Source organism: Pseudomonas sp. Tn43, from assembly GCF_014192635.1.
Taxonomy (GTDB): Bacteria; Pseudomonadota; Gammaproteobacteria; order Pseudomonadales; family Pseudomonadaceae; genus Aquipseudomonas.
In genome coordinates this window covers 136,235-151,824 of sequence record NZ_JACHYG010000002.1, presented here as the reverse complement: position 1 = coordinate 151,824, position 15,590 = coordinate 136,235, and the positions used below count along the sequence as shown (strand labels likewise).

The window sequence follows — 15,590 nt, the reverse complement described above, 5'->3', positions numbered from 1 at the left end:
CCGGTTCACTGTATATAATCCCAGTCACTGTATAAAAAGACAGAGCGATCAATATGCTAAAGCTGACGCCACGCCAAGCAGAGATTCTGGCCTTCATCAAACGTTGCCTCGAAGACAACGGCTACCCGCCGACCCGCGCGGAAATCGCTCAGGAACTGGGTTTCAAGTCGCCCAATGCGGCAGAAGAACACCTCAAGGCGCTGGCCCGTAAGGGGGCGATCGAGATGACTCCGGGCGCCTCCCGCGGCATCCGCATTCCCGGCTTCGAAGCCAAGGCCGACGAGTCCAGCTTGCCGATTATCGGCCGGGTGGCTGCCGGTGCGCCGATCCTCGCCCAGCAGCACATCGAGGAATCCTGCAACATCAACCCCTCGTTCTTCCATCCCCGCGCTGACTATCTGCTACGGGTCAATGGCATGAGCATGAAGGACATCGGCATTTTCGACGGTGACCTGCTGGCCGTCCATACCACTCGCGAAGCCCGCAACGGCCAGATCGTTGTGGCGCGAATCGGTGACGAAGTGACCGTCAAGCGTTTCAAGCGAGACGGCAGCAAGGTCTGGTTGATTGCTGAAAACCCTGAATTCGCCCCTATCGAAGTCAACCTGAAAGATCAGGAACTGGTCATCGAAGGCTTGAGTGTCGGCGTGATTCGCCGCTAAAGGAGGCTTTATGCAGTTCCCACATACTTCACAGCAAGCCCAACTGCCGTTGTTCGAGGCGTTCATGGCGCAGCCATTGGCGCCGATCCTGAAAGACGTGGTCGAATCGCCCTGGAGTGCCGAGCCTGAAGTTTTCAGCGAGCTGTCACTGCGCGGCGCGGCCGGGAACTGCCTGAACCTTCTGGCGCCCATTCTCCGGGAACTGAGCCAGGATCAGGATGCACGCTGGCTGACACTGATTGCCCCACCCGCCAGCCTTACACAAGCCTGGTTACGAGACGCCGGCCTGAACCGTGAGCGCATATTGCTCCTGCAACCGCGTGGCACGCAGAGCGCTCAGCAACTGACCTGTGAAGCCTTGCGACTTGGACGCAGCCATACAGTCGTCAGCTGGCTTAACCTGCTGAACACAACGTCGCGACAACAGTTGATCAACGCTGCCCGCATCGGAGATGCGCAAAGTCTGAATATTCGATTGGGTTAACTGACAAACACGATGCGCTGAACAACGCGGGGCTTCTCCAGGGATAGAGAAGCCGATCTATAGAAGTATTCGAAGAATCCGACGGGCGGGATCAATGGAGAACCCGTGGCCCCTCTTCTTTATCAAATTCGCCTTCAACCAGGCGACCTGCCATCTGAACACCAACACTCAACATCGCCTTGGCGACTTCAACATGCTGGCCTTGCAGGAAAACCTTGGCATCCTCGGAGAAATCCAAAGTAACCAGAGAACCTTCGTCCTCGGCCCTGCGCAGCTCGATTCGGCCGTCTGGTAACTCGACAATTTCTAGAAAGGACGTTGGCATAAAGGTCTGTTCTCCACGAAAGGCGGGGATTATATAGGCATCAGCCAAGCTTCGCTCGGGATCTTGACCAAATGCCATCATGAAGAGAAATTTCTGACATCACTCTTCCTTGAGCAGACTCATCCTTGAACACTCATTCTTTCAGCACTCGTTCAACCCTTCGCGAAACCGAATCGCCAGACCTTTAAGGTTCTGACGCCAGCTCTCCAACTCTTCCCGACTCAACTCTTGCGGCGCCTCTTCTTCATCCAGGTTAACGGCCAGAATAAGTGGCTGGGTTACATCGCCCTTGGGCTTATGCGGCGCGCGAGGCGGCTGAAACAGTGCAGCATGTGCCGACAGCAGCTTCGCCAACCAGGTTTCCGGGTTTTGCGCCAGTTCGACCATCTCGGCCATTTCCGGTATAGCGATGGTTTCGAGCACTTCGCGAGTCAGCAGCATCTCTGCCCGCGGCGCATTGGCCTGGGGCAGGCGATAGAAACCGGCGATTTCATGGCACAACCCCAACAGCGCGCCGTACAAGTGAAACAACGCCGATTCGCGCCCGGCCTGAATCAGCGCAAGGGAATTCATCGCCCGCCCCTCTTCGGCTTTGGCCAGCGCTTCGAGCGATAAGCCGGCGAAATAAATTTTCTGGTTGGTACGGGTATAGAGTTCGTGGGCCATGACGGCAGCCTCCACAACGAAATAATTGCTTCACGCAGGTCAGACAGTGTCGTGGATCACCTGAGCTTCCCGCAAGCCCAAAACAAAAGGCCGCATGAAAACCCGAGGGTTGTCATGCGGCCTTTTGCGTACAGGCTTTTAAGCTTTGGCTGATGGACGCTTGTCTTCAACCGTCCACTTGCCGCCGTCGTAATACGCCTTCCAGCCCGTCGGTTTTCCGTCGACCTCAGTCTGCACGTACTGTTCTTTGGTCTTGCGGCTGTAACGAATGACCGAAGGGAGGCCATCCGGGTCTTTCTTCGGCGCTTCGCAGAGGAAGTGGTACTTCGGATCGATCTCATCCTTGTGCGGCACGATCTCCATCACCAACGGGGCACGGGTCTCGCGGTTTTTCGGGAACTGGCTGGCCGCCAGGAACAAACCGGAAGCACCGTCGCGCAGGATATAGGTGTCGTTGACCTTTTCGCACTTGAGTTCAGGCATCTTCACCGGATCCATCTTCGGCGGTGCCGCGTCGCCGCTTTTCAGCAGCTTGCGGGTGTTCTTGCAGGTGGCGTTGGTGCAACCGAAGAACTTGCCGAAGCGACCGGTCTTGAGCTGCATCTCGCTACCGCACTTGTCGCACTCCAGGCTTGGCCCTTCGTAGCCTTTGATGCGATAGGTGCCCTCTTCGATTTCATAGCCAGAGCAATCCGGGTTGTTACCGCAGATGTGCAGCTTGCGCTTCTCGTCGAGCAGGTAAGCGTCCATGGCCGTGCTGCAGATCGGGCAGCGATGCTTGCCACGCAGGACCAGCGATTCGGACTCACCCTCGTCGTCCGCGGCGATTTCATCGCCCGGCACCAGATTGACGGTGGCCTTGCAGCGCTCTTTCGGCGGCAGGCTATAGCCCGAGCAACCGAGGAACACGCCCGTCGAAGCAGTGCGGATCTGCATCGGACGACCGCACAACACGCATGGAATGTCAGTCATCACCGGCTGGTTGGCGCGCATGCCGCCTTCGGCACTTTCGGCTACTTCGAGTTTCTTCTTGAAGTCGCCGTAGAACTCGTCGAGCACGTTTTTCCAGTCGCGCTCGCCCTGAGCCACGTCATCGAGGTTCTCTTCCATGCCGGCGGTGAAGCCGTAGTCCATGAGATTGGAGAAGCTCTCGGCCAGACGCTCAGTGACGATGTCGCCCATCTTTTCCGAATAGAAACGACGGTTGTGCAGCGCCACGTAACCGCGGTCCTGGATGGTCGAAATGATCGCCGCATAGGTCGAAGGACGACCGATGCCGCGCTTTTCCATTTCTTTAACCAGGCTCGCTTCCGAGTAACGCGCCGGCGGCTTGGTGAAGTGCTGGGTCGGATCAAGCTTGATCAGCTTCATCGCGTCGCCTTGGGCCATGTCCGGCAGCACATCATCATCGCCAGGTTTGGCAATTTGCGGCATGACGCGGGTGTAACCGTCGAACTTCAGGATGCGGCCCTTGGCGCGCAGCTCGAAGTCGCCGGCACCAACGGTAACCGTGGTCGACAGGTATTGTGCCGGCAGCATCTGGCAAGCGAGGAACTGGCGCCAGATCAGCTCGTAGAGCCGCTCAGCATCACGCTCCATGCCCGACAGCTTGCTTGGCTCGGTATTGGCGTCGGACGGACGAATCGCTTCGTGAGCCTCTTGTGCGCCTTCCTTGCTGCTGTAGACGTTCGGGTTCTCCGGCAGGTACTTCTTGCCGAATTCGCCTTCAATATAAGTACGCGCCATCGTCACGGCATCGGCCGAGAGGTTGGTGGAGTCGGTACGCATATACGTGATGTAGCCGGCTTCGTACAAACGCTGGGCCATCATCATGGTTTTCTTCACACCGAAGCCCAGGCGATTGCTCGCCGCCTGTTGCAGGGTGGAGGTGATGAACGGTGCCGACGGCTTGCTGCTGGTCGGTTTGTCTTCGCGCTTGACGATGCTGAAGCTGGAAGCCTTGAGCTTTTCCAGTGCGGCCATGGCCTGGGCTTCGTTGAGCGGCTTGAAGGCTTCGCCTTTCTCACGGGCCACGTCGAAACGCACGGTCGCGCCCTTGGCGGTGCCGAGGTCAGCATGGACTTCCCAGTACTCTTCCGGGTTGAACGCGCGGATTTCACGCTCACGCTCGACCACCAGTTTAACGGCAACCGATTGCACGCGACCGGCAGACAAGCCACGGGCGACCTTGGCCCACAGCAGCGGCGAAACCATGTAACCCACCACGCGGTCGAGGAAGCGACGCGCCTGTTGGGCGTTTACTCGATCGATGTCCAGCTCGCCCGGTTCGGAAAAGGCTTCCTGGATCGCTTTTTTGGTGATTTCGTTGAACACCACGCGCTTGTAGCGGCTGTCATCACCACCGATGGCTTCGCGCAGGTGCCAGGCAATGGCTTCCCCCTCGCGATCCAAGTCGGTTGCGAGATAGATGGTGTCAGCATCTTTGGCGAGCCGGCGCAGCTCTTCGATGACCTTTTCCTTGCCCGGGAGGATCTCGTACTTGGCTTTCCAGCCATGATCGGGATCGACGCCCATGCGCGAGACCAGCTGCTTGCGCGCTTTCTCTTTCGGCGTGAGCACCGGACCTTCACCTGCGGCGGCCTTGCCGCGCTTGGCGGCAGGCTCTTTGCTGGCGCTAGCCGAACCGCTGGTGGGCAGGTCTCGGATATGGCCGATACTCGACTTCACCACGTATTGGTTACCCAGATACTTGTTGATGGTCTTGGCCTTAGCCGGGGATTCCACAATGACCAGCGATTTGCCCATGGATCAGAAAATTCCTGAATTCTAGAAGTGAAAGGCGGTTGGCGCCTGACGCGGCACCGCTATATATAGTGGCTACAAGGTGAGGTCAAGCGCAGGGTTCTGCGCGCACTCTCCTTATGGCTGCGGAAAAACGCTCGGTTCGGCTTGCACCAAAGCAAAGCGTGGCACCTGTTCGCCGTCAACCTCGACCGACTCCAGGAACATGCTCAAGGGGCGCACCCAAAAGCCATAATCGCCATACAGGGCTTGGTAGAAGACCACTTCCTCTTCGGTCTCCGAATGCCGCGCAACACCGAATACGCGGTACTGCGGGCCTTTGTAATGTTCGTAGAGCCCAGGTTGTATCGGCATGTTTTGGCCCTCACTGAAATTTTTTCAAAATAAAAACAAAATAAATCCGGAAAAACAAAAACCGGGGCACTTGGCCCCGGCTTCCATCAGCGAAACGCTTAGACGCGTTCGAAGACGGTGGAGATGCCTTGGCCGAGACCAATGCACATGGTAGCCACCCCGAAGGTGCCGCCATTCTGCTTCATTACGTTCAGCAAGGTGCCAGAGATACGGGCACCGGAGCAACCGAACGGGTGACCCAGGGCGATCGCGCCGCCGTGCAGGTTAACCTTCTCGTTCATCTTGTCGAGCACTTTCAAATCTTTCAGCACTGGTAGCGCCTGTGCGGCGAAAGCTTCGTTGAGCTCGAAGAAGTCGATATCGTTGATACCAAGACCCGCGCGCTTCAGTGCTTTTTGCGTTGCCGGTACTGGACCATAGCCCATGATCGCCGGATCCACACCTGCCACTGCCATCGAACGAATCACTGCCATCGGCTGGATACCCAGGTCTTGGGCACGCTGCGCCGACATGACGATCATGCACGAAGCACCGTCGGTGATCTGCGACGAAGTACCGGCTGTCACGGTGCCGCCCTTCGGATTAAACGCTGGCTTCAGCGCTGCCAGGCTTTCCAGGGTGGTTTCCGGACGAATGGTTTCGTCGTAGTCGAACAGTTTCAGGAAACCGTTCTCGTCGTAGCCCTGCATCGGGATGATTTCGTCCTTGAACTTGCCTTCCAGAGTCGCCTTGTGGGCGAGCTGGTGAGAGCGCACGCCAAAGACGTCCTGTTGTTCGCGGGTAATGCCGTGCATTTTGCCCAGCATTTCTGCGGTCAGGCCCATCATGCCCGAGGCTTTCGCCGCGTACAGTGACATATGCGGGTTAGGATCGACACCGTGCATCATGCTCACATGGCCCATATGCTCGACGCCACCCACCACGAACACGTCACCATTACCGGTCATGATCGCTTGTGCAGCGGTGTGCAGAGCACTCATGGACGAGCCACACAGACGGCTGACGGTCTGGCCGGCGGCGGTGTGCGGGATCTGCGTCATCAGGGACGCCATGCGGGCGATGTTCCAGCCCTGCTCCAGGGTCTGGTTCACACAGCCCCAGATCACGTCTTCAACTTCGCTCGGGTCGACCTTGACGTTGCGTTCCAGCAATTTGCTGATCAGGTGCGCCGACATGTCTTCGGCGCGGGTGTTGCGGTGCATGCCGCCCTTGGAGCGGCCCATCGGCGTACGACCGAAGTCGACAATCACGACGTCTCTAGGATTCAAGCTCATATACGTTCACTCTCGCTCTAGTGTGGGCGCTTAACCGAAGAAGCTCTGACCGTTTTTGGCCATTTCACGCAGCTTCGCGGTCGGGTGGTACAGCGCGCCCAAATCAGCGTACTGGTCAGCCAGGGCAACGAACTCTGCAACACCGATCGAGTCGATGTAGCGCAGCGCACCGCCACGGAATGGAGGGAAACCAATACCGTAGACCAGACCCATGTCGGCTTCGGCGGCAGTTTCGACGATGCCGTCTTCCAGGCAACGCACGGTTTCCAGGCACAGCGGAATCATCATCCAGTTGATGATGTCTTCGTCAGTGACCTCGCGCTGTTCGAACACGATTGGCTTGAGCACTTCCAGCACCGAAGGATCGGCGACTTTCTTTTGCTTGCCGCGCTTGTCGGTCTCGTAGGCGTAGAAACCCTTGCCATTCTTCTGGCCCAGGCGCTTGGCTTCGTAGAGCACGTCGACGGCCGAACGGCGATCGTCCTTCATGCGATCCGGGAAGCCTTCCGCCATGACGTCGCGACCGTGGTGACCGGTGTCGATGCCGACCACGTCCATCAGGTAGGCCGGGCCCATCGGCCAGCCGAATTTTTCCATGATCTTGTCGATGCGCACGAAGTCCACGCCGGCGCTGACCAGCTTGGCGAAACCGCCGAAATAGGGGAACAGCACGCGGTTGACCAGGAAGCCTGGGCAGTCGTTGACGACGATCGGGTTCTTGCCCATTTTCTTGGCGTAGGCAACGGTAGTGGCAACGGCCGCTTCGCTGGACTTCTCGCCACGGATTACTTCAACCAGCGGCATCATGTGCACCGGGTTGAAGAAGTGCATGCCAACGAAGTTTTCCGGACGCTTAAGGGCTTTGGCCAGCAAGGTGATGGAAATGGTCGAGGTGTTGGACGCCAGGATGGTGTCCTCTTTGACCTTGTCTTCAACTTCGGCCAGAACGGCTTGCTTGACCTTCGGGTTCTCGACAACGGCTTCGACGACCAGGTCGACGTGGCCGAAATCGCCGTAGGACAAGGTCGGACGAATGCCATTGAGCACTTCGGCCATTTTCGCCGGTGTCATGCGACCTTTATCAACGCGCCCCACCAGCAGCTTGGCGGCTTCGGCCAAACCTTGCTCGATGCCGTGCTCGTTGATGTCTTTCATCAGGATCGGCGTACCTTTGGAGGCCGACTGATAAGCGATACCGCCCCCCATGATGCCAGCGCCCAATACGGCGGCCTGTTTCACGTCCTTAGCGATTTCGTCGTAGGCCTTGGCCTTTTTCTTCAGCTCCTGATCGTTCAGGAACAGACCGATCAAGCTCTGCGCGGCAGAAGTCTTGGCCAGTTTGACGAAACCGGCGGCTTCGACTTCCAGCGCCTTGTCGCGACCGAAGTTCGCGGCTTTCTGAATGGTCTTGATCGCTTCGACCGGTGCCGGGTAGTTCGGGCCTGCCTGACCGGCCACGAAACCTTTGGCGGTTTCGAACGACATCATCTGTTCGATGGCGTTGAGCTTGAGTTTTTCGAGTTTCGGCTGACGCTTGGCCTTGTAGTCAAATTCGCCACAGATGGCGCCCTTGAGCAGGTTCAGAGCCGCTTCCTGCAATTTTTCCGGGGCGACCACGGCGTCGACGGCACCGACTTTCAACGCGTCTTCAGCGCGGTTTTCCTTGCCGGCGGCAATCCACTCGATAGCGTTGTCGGCACCGATAATGCGCGGCAAACGCACAGTACCGCCGAAGCCTGGGTAGATGCCCAGCTTGACTTCCGGCAGACCGATTTTGGCGGTATCGGCCATGACACGGAAATCTGCCGCCAGGCACATCTCCAGACCACCACCCAGTGCGATGCCATTGATCGCGGCAACCGTCGGGACGTTGAGGTCTTCGAAATCGCTGAAAATCTTGTTGGCTTCGAGGTTACCAGCAACAAGCTCTGCATCCGGCAGCTTGAAGTTGTCGACGAATTCGGTGATGTCGGCGCCGACGATGAATACGTCCTTGCCACTGCTGACGATCACACCCTTGATCGAAGCATCTGCCTTGATGGTGTCTACAGCCTGACGCAGTTCGTTCAGGGTAAGACGGTTGAACTTGTTGACGGACTCACCCTTGAGATCGAATTTCAATTCGACGATGCCACTTTCAAGAGCCTTAACCGTGATGGCTTTACCTTCGTAAATCATCAACTGATCTCCACGATATGGAAGCTGAACAGTACACGTCGGACGCAGGCGACTGGCTCGGCAAGGACGCTTATCGTCGATGCTAACGCCAACTCACCCGGCACACCCGCCAACGCGATAGTCGGGATTCTGTAGGAGCGCTCTGTAATACAAACGCTCAATTCATACGCCCGTTTGATTTGGGTGTGTCACCTTCACGGAATTTCCGGCAATTGTCAATCGCCCAAAATACTGGTTGAAACGCGACTTTCCGGTCACTTCCGTACCACGAAGCCCTGCAACACGCTTACGCATGTGAGGCCATTCATAGAATCAATCGTTAGAAAATTCGCCCTAATTAGCGCAGCCTGTGTTTAACAAGCTACGCTGGCGGGGTCCTGAAGAAAAAAATTTGAACGCTTTAGACGAATGCCCAGCGTAAGATCAGTTCACAAAGAATTACCGGCCTGCCTGGCCAACCTCAGCCCGATGATGATGTCGGGCTTTTTATTGCCTCCGTAGCAGCTGTCGAGCTTGCGAGGCTGCGTTCGGCGACGAAGTCGTCGTAAACCCTGAGCGCACGATCAGCCTGATGGACCCACGGTGCCCGATTGACGACTGCTTCGCAGCCGGACGCAGCCTCGCAGGCTCGACAGCTGCTACGGATCGAGTTTCAGGCGAGAGCTTTGAGCGTGGTATCAATCTGTTGCAGAATTTCGGCTTCGCCCTTCTCGCCCCAATACAGGGCAATCATTTGCTTGTCCGCTTCGATCTTGTAGACATTGGCAGGCAATTTTTCGAAATGATTCAGTAGCCTTCCATCCTCACAGATTTCTTGCCACTGATTGACCCACACGCCCGGCGCCTTCTGCCAATAACTCCAGCACGCCGGCCGCGTGCCACGGCGCGGCCGATGGTATTGGGCGCAAGGGCTCGGCGGCTCCTCGCTCAGCCAGTGAGGCCATTGCTGGGGCGCCAGCTGCATGGACAGGCCAATACGCCGCGCCTCCATGCGCAGGGCCATGCGCCCGCTCTGAGCACGAGAGGGTCGCAACCAGACCAGCGGACTCAGCACCACCAGCAGGATTGACACCACTATCCAGACCGTCATATGTGTACTCCCGATTCTTGATGAGCCCATTGGGTCACTTTGAAACCAATGCGCTTGAAACCAGCCATACTTACCAATATTGCAATCCTCAGGAGGAGCACCTCATGCCCTACCACCATATTCTGGTCGCTGTAGACCTGACCGAAGAGTGCGATCCTGTCATCCATCGAGCCCGCGAGCTCTCGGTGAGCAATGGCGCCAAGCTGTCGCTGGTGCATATTGTCGAACCGATGGCGATGGCCTTTGGCGGCGACGTGCCGATGGACCTTTCCCAGTTGCAACAGCAACAGTTCGATCAGGCCAAGGAGCGTCTTGATCGGCTGATCGTGAAATACCCGGAACTCTCCAAGGAATACAGCCACTTGACCTACGGCCAGCCGCGCCAGGAGATTCACCACCTCGCCAAGGAGCAAGCGTGCGACCTGATCGTGGTGGGCAGTCATGGCCGACACGGTCTGGCGCTGTTGCTCGGCTCCACCGCCAATGACGTACTGCATGGCGCGCCTTGCGATGTGCTGGCGGTGCGCCTGATCAAAAGCTGATAACACAACACCCCTGTAGGAGCTGCTTCGGCAGCTCCTACGAAAAAAAGCCCGGCGTTCATCACTGAACGCCGGGCTTTTTTAACACCGGATCAATCAGGCATCCAGCTCGGCCCAGCGCTCGACCATCGCGTCGAGTTCAGCCTGCAACTGCTCCAGTTGAGCGATCACCGCCGCAGTCTCGGCAGCAGGACGCAGGTAGAAACCGGCATCTGCCATCTGCGCTTCAACCACCACGATCTGCTGTTCCATGGCTTCGATCTGACTCGGCAACATTTCCAGCTCACGCTGCAACTTGTAGCTGAGCTTCTTCTTTGCCACTGGCGCCTCTACTGCCGCAGCGACAGGCACTGGTTCAGCAGTGACGACAGCCGAGTTCAGGTCGGCCTTGCCGGATTTGCTCTCGGTCACGCCCAGCAGGCGCGGCGAACCGCCCTGACGCAGCCAGTCCTGATAACCACCGACGTACTCGCGAACCTTACCCTCGCCTTCGAAGACCAGGGTGCTGGTGACCACATTGTCGAGGAATGCCCGGTCGTGGCTGACCATCAGCACGGTGCCGTTGAAGGTCAACAAGACCTCTTCCAGCAATTCGAGGGTTTCCACGTCCAGGTCGTTGGTCGGTTCGTCGAGGACCAGCAGGTTCGCCGGTTTGCTGAACAGTTTGGCCAGCAACAGGCGGGCACGCTCACCACCGGACAACGCCTTGACTGGCGTGCGGGCACGCTGGGGGCTGAACAGGAAGTCGCCGAGATAGCTCAGCACATGGCGGCTCTGACCATCGATATCGATGAAATCGCGACCTTCGGCCACGTTGTCGATCACGGTCTTTTCCAGATCCAGCTGATGGCGCAACTGGTCGAAGTAGGCCACGTCGATGCGGGTTCCCTCTTCCACCGTGCCGCTGGTCGGCTGCAGACCGCTGAGCATCAGTTTCAGCAATGTGGTCTTGCCGGTACCGTTGGCGCCGAGCAGACCGATACGGTCGCCGCGCTGCAGCACCATCGAGAAATCCTTGATCAGGAACGGACCGCCCGGATGAGCGAAACTCACGTTCTCGAGGACCATGACCTGCTTGCCGGATTTTTCGGCGGTATCCAGCTGAATGTTGGCCTTGCCGGTGCGTTCACGACGTTCGCTACGTTCAACGCGCAAGGCTTTCAGGGCGCGGACACGGCCTTCGTTACGGGTACGACGAGCCTTGATGCCTTGGCGGATCCAGACTTCTTCCTGGGCCAGCTTCTTGTCGAACAGCGCGTTGGCGGTTTCTTCAGCGGCCAGGGTCGCCTCTTTGTGCACGAGGAAACTGGCGTAGTCGCCGTTCCAGTCGATCAGGCCACCGCGATCAAGTTCCAGAATGCGGGTTGCCAGGTTCTGCAGGAATGAACGGTCGTGCGTGATGAACAACACGGCGCCCTGGAAATCCTTCAGCGCTTCCTCGAGCCAGGCGATCGCACCGATGTCCAGGTGGTTGGTCGGTTCGTCGAGCAGCAGCAGATCCGGCTCGGAAACCAGAGCCTGAGCCAGCAGGACGCGGCGACGCCAGCCGCCGGACAGTTCGGCGAGGGTCTTGTCGGCCGGCAATTGCAAGCGGCTCAGGGTGCTGTCGACCAATTGCTGCAAACGCCAGCCGTCGCGGGCTTCGAGGTCATGCTGGACGTGCATCAGTTTGTCCAGGTCGGCGTCGGTGACGATGTTCTGGCTCAGGTGGTGATACTGGGCGAGCAACTCGCCGACGCCGTCCAGGCCCTCGGCAACCACGTCGAACACGGTCCGCTCGTCGGCTACCGGCAATTCTTGCGGCAATTCGCCAATTTTCAGGCCAGGTGCGCGCCAAACAGAGCCGTCATCGGGCCTCTGGTCGCCCTTGACGAGCTTCATCATGCTGGACTTTCCAGTGCCGTTGCGGCCAATGATGCACACCCGCTCACCACGGGCGATCTGCCAGGACACCTTGTCCAACAACGGCGTAGCGCCGAAAGCAAGGGACACATCGCTGAATTTGAGCAGGGTCATGAGCTTCTCCAAAAACCGGGCGCGCATTCTACCTGACTTGAGAACGCAGAAGGCCGGCAATTTCGATGTCGAAGCACTCTGCACAACAATTGTTGCGAACTTGCACCGACAGCTCGGCAAAGCTTTCACCCCTTGCTGGCAAAAGGCTAAGCTAGAGATTATTAGTGCAGAAATTTACCTGCACTTGTCATGATTTCTCTGCCCGGACGTCACATGCGCAGTCGCCTTTTCAGTTTTTTTTCATGTTTGCTTCTTACAGCCGCTGCCGTTCAATCCGCTCAGGCGGTGGACTTGTCTACCCAACGCCAGTATTACGATGAAGCCAAGCGCGCCTTGGCCAAAGGCGATTCCAGTCCTTATTTCCGTTACAGACAGGCCCTGAGCGATTATCCGCTGGAGCCCTATCTGGCTTATGACGAACTGACCGCGCGGCTAAAAACCGCAAGCAATGCTGAAATCGAGAAGTTCCTCGCCGAACACGGCGACCTGCCCCAGGCCAACTGGATGAAATTACGCTGGTTGCGCTGGCTGGCCGAACGCGGCGATTGGGCGACTTTCGTCAAGTATTACGATCCCAAGCTCAATTTCACCGAGCTGGACTGCCTTAACGCGCAGTATCAGATCAGCCATAACCGCAAGGTCGAAGGCTATGCCAACGCCGAAAAGCTCTGGCTGAGCGGCAAAACCCAGCCCGAAGCTTGCGACAGTTTGTTCGGCATGTGGGCCGCCGAGGGTCAACTGACCGAACAGAAACGCTGGGAACGCGCCAAGCTCGCCGCCCAGGCGCGCAATTATGCGCTGGCCAACAGACTGATCAATGGCCTGACGACCCTCGCCCCACGCGGTCGCCTGCTGGTGGATGTGGCGCAGAAACCTGAGCTGCTCAATCAGCCGTCGCGCTTCACCCCAGCCGATGAACCGATGTCCGACATCGTCAGCCTCGGCCTGCGCCGCCTGGCTCGTCAGGATCCGGACAAGGCCATGGCCCTGCTCGACGGTTACGCCAACAGCATGCATTTTTCCCGTGACGAAAAAGTCGCGATTGCGCGGGAAATCGGCCTGACTCTGGCTCGGCGTTTCGACAGCCGCGCACTGGATGTAATGACCAAATACGACCCGGAACTGCGCGACAACACTGTTTCCGAATGGCGCTTGCGCCTGCTATTGCGCCTGGCCCGTTGGGACGATGCGTATGAGTTGACCCGCCGTTTACCTCAAGACCTGGCCACCACCAACCGCTGGCGTTACTGGCAGGCTCGCAGTCTGGAACTGGCCCAGCCACAGAATCCGGAAGTACAGACGCTTTACAAGAACCTGGCTCGCGAGCGCGATTTCTACGGTTTCCTGGCAGCCGATCGCTCGCAATCATCCTATACGCTGAATAACAAACCGCTGGTACTCAGCCAAGCGCTGATCAACAAGGTGCGCAATACTCCCGGCATACGACGCGCCCTGGAATTCCATGCCCGCGGGCAGATCGTCGACGGTCGTCGCGAGTGGTATCACGTCAGCCGGCACTTCAGCCGTGACGAAATGGTCGCCCAGGCGAAACTGGCTTATGACCTGAAATGGTATTTCCCGGCGATCCGCACCATCAGTCAGGCGAAATACTGGGACGACCTGGATATTCGCTTCCCGATGGCCCACCGCGAAACCCTGGTCCGTGAAGCCAAGGTCCGTGGCCTGCACTCGAGCTGGGTATTCGCCATCACTCGTCAGGAAAGCGCCTTCATGGCTGACGCGCGCTCCGGCGTCGGTGCCAGCGGCCTGATGCAACTGATGCCCGGCACCGCCAAGGAAACCGCACGCAAGTTCAGCATTCCCCTCGCATCGCCGCAGCAAGTGTTCGATCCAGACAAGAACATCCAGCTCGGCGCCGCTTACCTGAGCCAGGTCCACAGCCAGTTCAACGGCAACCGCGTCCTCGCTTCCGCCGCCTACAATGCCGGTCCCGGCCGCGTACGACAATGGTTGCGTGGTGCCGATCACCTGAGCTTCGATGTATGGGTGGAAAGCATCCCCTTCGACGAAACCCGCCAGTATGTGCAAAACGTGCTGTCGTACTCGGTGATCTATGGCCAGAAGCTCAACTCACCGCAACCGCTGGTGGATTGGCATGAGCGGTATTTCGACGATCAATAAGCGGTAATGGCGGATATGCCGGATATGTAGGAGCTAGCTCCTACATAGATCTTGATTGTGCCGCGATCTGCTTGCCAAGTTCGGTCAAGCGATACCGTTGAGCCGGACTATTGGGCGACTCGGGGTTTGTCATTTCTATCAAATCAGCAGCTAACGCCGGTTTAAGATAGTTAGCCCGGAAGGTCGCCTTGTGAGCCAATCCGACCTCTTGCATCAACTCATTGACCTTTAACGGGCCGGTTCCATGGAGAGCCGAAAGGAGTTTCGCTACTTGGTCGGTTACTTGGTCGGTTACTTGGTCGGTTACTGGTTCGCTCCGGGCTGCCTCTTCAAGTGCAAGACTCAGCGCTTGCAACATGAACTCGACAAAAGGTGTTGATTCGGCCAATTGGTCGGCTGCCGATAATGCGGCGTAATAATCGTCCTGCTGCTCTCGAATTACCGCTTCGACCGGCAGATAAGCCAGCACCGGTCGCCATTGACTGAGTATCAAGGTCTGCCAAAGGCGACCCATACGCCCATTACCGTCGGCGAAAGGATGGATGAACTCAAACTCGTAGTGAAAAACACAGCTAGCGATCAATGGATGCCAGTCCGAAGCTGCGAGCCATGCCAGCAAATCATCCATCAAAAGCCCAACGCGACTCGGCGGCGGCGCCATATGAACCAATTTCTCGCCACGGTAGATGCCGACCCCGGTTTGACGAAACCGTCCACAGTCGTCAATCAATCCCTGCATCAACATCTGATGCGCCTGGAGCAGGTTGGACCGGCTGCTCGGCTGCCACTGCAGCATCGATTCATAGGCTGCAAAGGCGTTACGTACTTCCTGGATTTCTCGTGGCAGACCAAGCACACGCTGCCCGGCCAGAACGGCAGTCACCTGTTCAATGCTCAGGGTGTTGTTCTCGATCGCCAAAGAAGCCTGAATCGTACGAATTCGATTACTACGGCGTAGTTGAGGCGTTTGCCGACGATCATCCATCGCCGAAAGCTGACCAATCTGCTCACTGATTTCGGCGATCAACGCCAATATTCTTGTGGTCAGGGTCAACGGTGGTTGATAACGGCTCATATCCTCATCCAGGCTCGCA

At 57.8% G+C, this 15,590-nt stretch carries 13 protein-coding genes; 4 read left to right on the top strand and 9 right to left on the bottom strand.

Going from position 1 to position 15,590, the window contains the following annotated elements:
- The first annotated feature begins 53 nt into the window (after nucleotides 1–53).
- Nucleotides 54–662 carry a transcriptional repressor LexA gene (gene lexA / locus FHW68_RS04975; protein WP_095634227.1) on the top strand — a complete coding sequence of 203 codons (609 nt, stop codon included), beginning with the start codon at nucleotides 54–56 and terminating at the stop codon, nucleotides 660–662.
- 10 nt (nucleotides 663–672) lie between these two features.
- Nucleotides 673–1,146, top strand: a complete 474-nt coding sequence (gene sulA, locus FHW68_RS04970) for an SOS-induced cell division inhibitor SulA (protein ID WP_095634228.1) — start codon at nucleotides 673–675, stop codon at nucleotides 1,144–1,146.
- Between the two features lie 91 nt (nucleotides 1,147–1,237).
- Here the strand turns inward: sulA and FHW68_RS04965 are convergent, their stop codons facing one another.
- From FHW68_RS04965 to FHW68_RS04935, 7 genes are all read right to left on the bottom strand, one after another.
- The gene (locus tag FHW68_RS04965; RefSeq protein WP_007907774.1) at nucleotides 1,238–1,471 is read right to left on the bottom strand and encodes a hypothetical protein; all 234 of its coding nucleotides are present in this window, start codon (nucleotides 1,469–1,471) and stop codon (nucleotides 1,238–1,240) included.
- A gap of 141 nt (nucleotides 1,472–1,612) precedes the next feature.
- Complete coding sequence (locus FHW68_RS04960) at nucleotides 1,613–2,137, bottom strand: DUF6586 family protein (protein ID WP_095634229.1); 525 nt, start codon at nucleotides 2,135–2,137, stop codon at nucleotides 1,613–1,615.
- Between the two features lie 138 nt (nucleotides 2,138–2,275).
- Nucleotides 2,276–4,903, bottom strand: coding sequence for a type I DNA topoisomerase (topA, locus tag FHW68_RS04955; RefSeq protein WP_095634230.1), 2,628 nt, complete (start codon nucleotides 4,901–4,903; stop codon nucleotides 2,276–2,278).
- Nucleotides 4,904–5,017: 114 nt separating this feature from the next.
- Nucleotides 5,018–5,254, bottom strand: a complete 237-nt coding sequence (locus FHW68_RS04950; protein ID WP_095634231.1) for a DUF1653 domain-containing protein — start codon at nucleotides 5,252–5,254, stop codon at nucleotides 5,018–5,020.
- A gap of 98 nt (nucleotides 5,255–5,352) precedes the next feature.
- On the bottom strand, nucleotides 5,353–6,528 hold the full coding sequence (gene fadA / locus FHW68_RS04945) for an acetyl-CoA C-acyltransferase FadA (RefSeq protein WP_095634232.1): 1,176 nt from the start codon (nucleotides 6,526–6,528) through the stop codon (nucleotides 5,353–5,355).
- Nucleotides 6,529–6,558: 30 nt separating this feature from the next.
- Nucleotides 6,559–8,706, bottom strand: coding sequence for a fatty acid oxidation complex subunit alpha FadB (gene fadB / locus FHW68_RS04940; protein ID WP_095634233.1), 2,148 nt, complete (start codon nucleotides 8,704–8,706; stop codon nucleotides 6,559–6,561).
- 652 nt (nucleotides 8,707–9,358) lie between these two features.
- Entirely contained in the window at nucleotides 9,359–9,796 is a 438-nt protein-coding gene (locus FHW68_RS04935; protein ID WP_183679126.1) for a hypothetical protein, read from the bottom strand.
- Between the two features lie 104 nt (nucleotides 9,797–9,900).
- On the opposite strand from FHW68_RS04935, the gene FHW68_RS04930 reads away from it, so the two are divergent.
- The gene (locus FHW68_RS04930; RefSeq protein WP_095634235.1) at nucleotides 9,901–10,338 is read left to right on the top strand and encodes a universal stress protein; all 438 of its coding nucleotides are present in this window, start codon (nucleotides 9,901–9,903) and stop codon (nucleotides 10,336–10,338) included.
- 96 nt (nucleotides 10,339–10,434) lie between these two features.
- Here the strand turns inward: FHW68_RS04930 and FHW68_RS04925 are convergent, their stop codons facing one another.
- Complete coding sequence (locus tag FHW68_RS04925) at nucleotides 10,435–12,354, bottom strand: ATP-binding cassette domain-containing protein (protein ID WP_095634236.1); 1,920 nt, start codon at nucleotides 12,352–12,354, stop codon at nucleotides 10,435–10,437.
- Between the two features lie 213 nt (nucleotides 12,355–12,567).
- Between FHW68_RS04925 and FHW68_RS04920 the strand changes: the two genes are divergently transcribed.
- Nucleotides 12,568–14,496: a transglycosylase SLT domain-containing protein gene (locus FHW68_RS04920; RefSeq protein ID WP_095634238.1), complete on the top strand. Its 1,929-nt coding sequence runs from the start codon at nucleotides 12,568–12,570 to the stop codon at nucleotides 14,494–14,496.
- A gap of 40 nt (nucleotides 14,497–14,536) precedes the next feature.
- Here the strand turns inward: FHW68_RS04920 and FHW68_RS04915 are convergent, their stop codons facing one another.
- A complete protein-coding gene (locus FHW68_RS04915) occupies nucleotides 14,537–15,571 on the bottom strand; it encodes a Fic family protein (protein ID WP_183679124.1) in 1,035 nt (344 codons plus the stop codon).
- Between the last annotated feature and the right edge of the window lie 19 nt (nucleotides 15,572–15,590).

Coding starts and splice junctions, on each gene's coding strand:
- lexA (WP_095634227.1), top strand. CDS start 54: ATGCTAAAGCTGACGCCACGCCAAGCAGAGATTCTGGCCTTCATCAAA.
- sulA (WP_095634228.1), top strand. CDS start 673: ATGCAGTTCCCACATACTTCACAGCAAGCCCAACTGCCGTTGTTCGAG.
- FHW68_RS04965 (WP_007907774.1), bottom strand. CDS start 1,471: ATGCCAACGTCCTTTCTAGAAATTGTCGAGTTACCAGACGGCCGAATC.
- FHW68_RS04960 (WP_095634229.1), bottom strand. CDS start 2,137: ATGGCCCACGAACTCTATACCCGTACCAACCAGAAAATTTATTTCGCC.
- topA (WP_095634230.1), bottom strand. CDS start 4,903: ATGGGCAAATCGCTGGTCATTGTGGAATCCCCGGCTAAGGCCAAGACC.
- FHW68_RS04950 (WP_095634231.1), bottom strand. CDS start 5,254: ATGCCGATACAACCTGGGCTCTACGAACATTACAAAGGCCCGCAGTAC.
- fadA (WP_095634232.1), bottom strand. CDS start 6,528: ATGAGCTTGAATCCTAGAGACGTCGTGATTGTCGACTTCGGTCGTACG.
- fadB (WP_095634233.1), bottom strand. CDS start 8,706: ATGATTTACGAAGGTAAAGCCATCACGGTTAAGGCTCTTGAAAGTGGC.
- FHW68_RS04935 (WP_183679126.1), bottom strand. CDS start 9,796: ATGACGGTCTGGATAGTGGTGTCAATCCTGCTGGTGGTGCTGAGTCCG.
- FHW68_RS04930 (WP_095634235.1), top strand. CDS start 9,901: ATGCCCTACCACCATATTCTGGTCGCTGTAGACCTGACCGAAGAGTGC.
- FHW68_RS04925 (WP_095634236.1), bottom strand. CDS start 12,354: ATGACCCTGCTCAAATTCAGCGATGTGTCCCTTGCTTTCGGCGCTACG.
- FHW68_RS04920 (WP_095634238.1), top strand. CDS start 12,568: ATGCGCAGTCGCCTTTTCAGTTTTTTTTCATGTTTGCTTCTTACAGCC.
- FHW68_RS04915 (WP_183679124.1), bottom strand. CDS start 15,571: ATGAGCCGTTATCAACCACCGTTGACCCTGACCACAAGAATATTGGCG.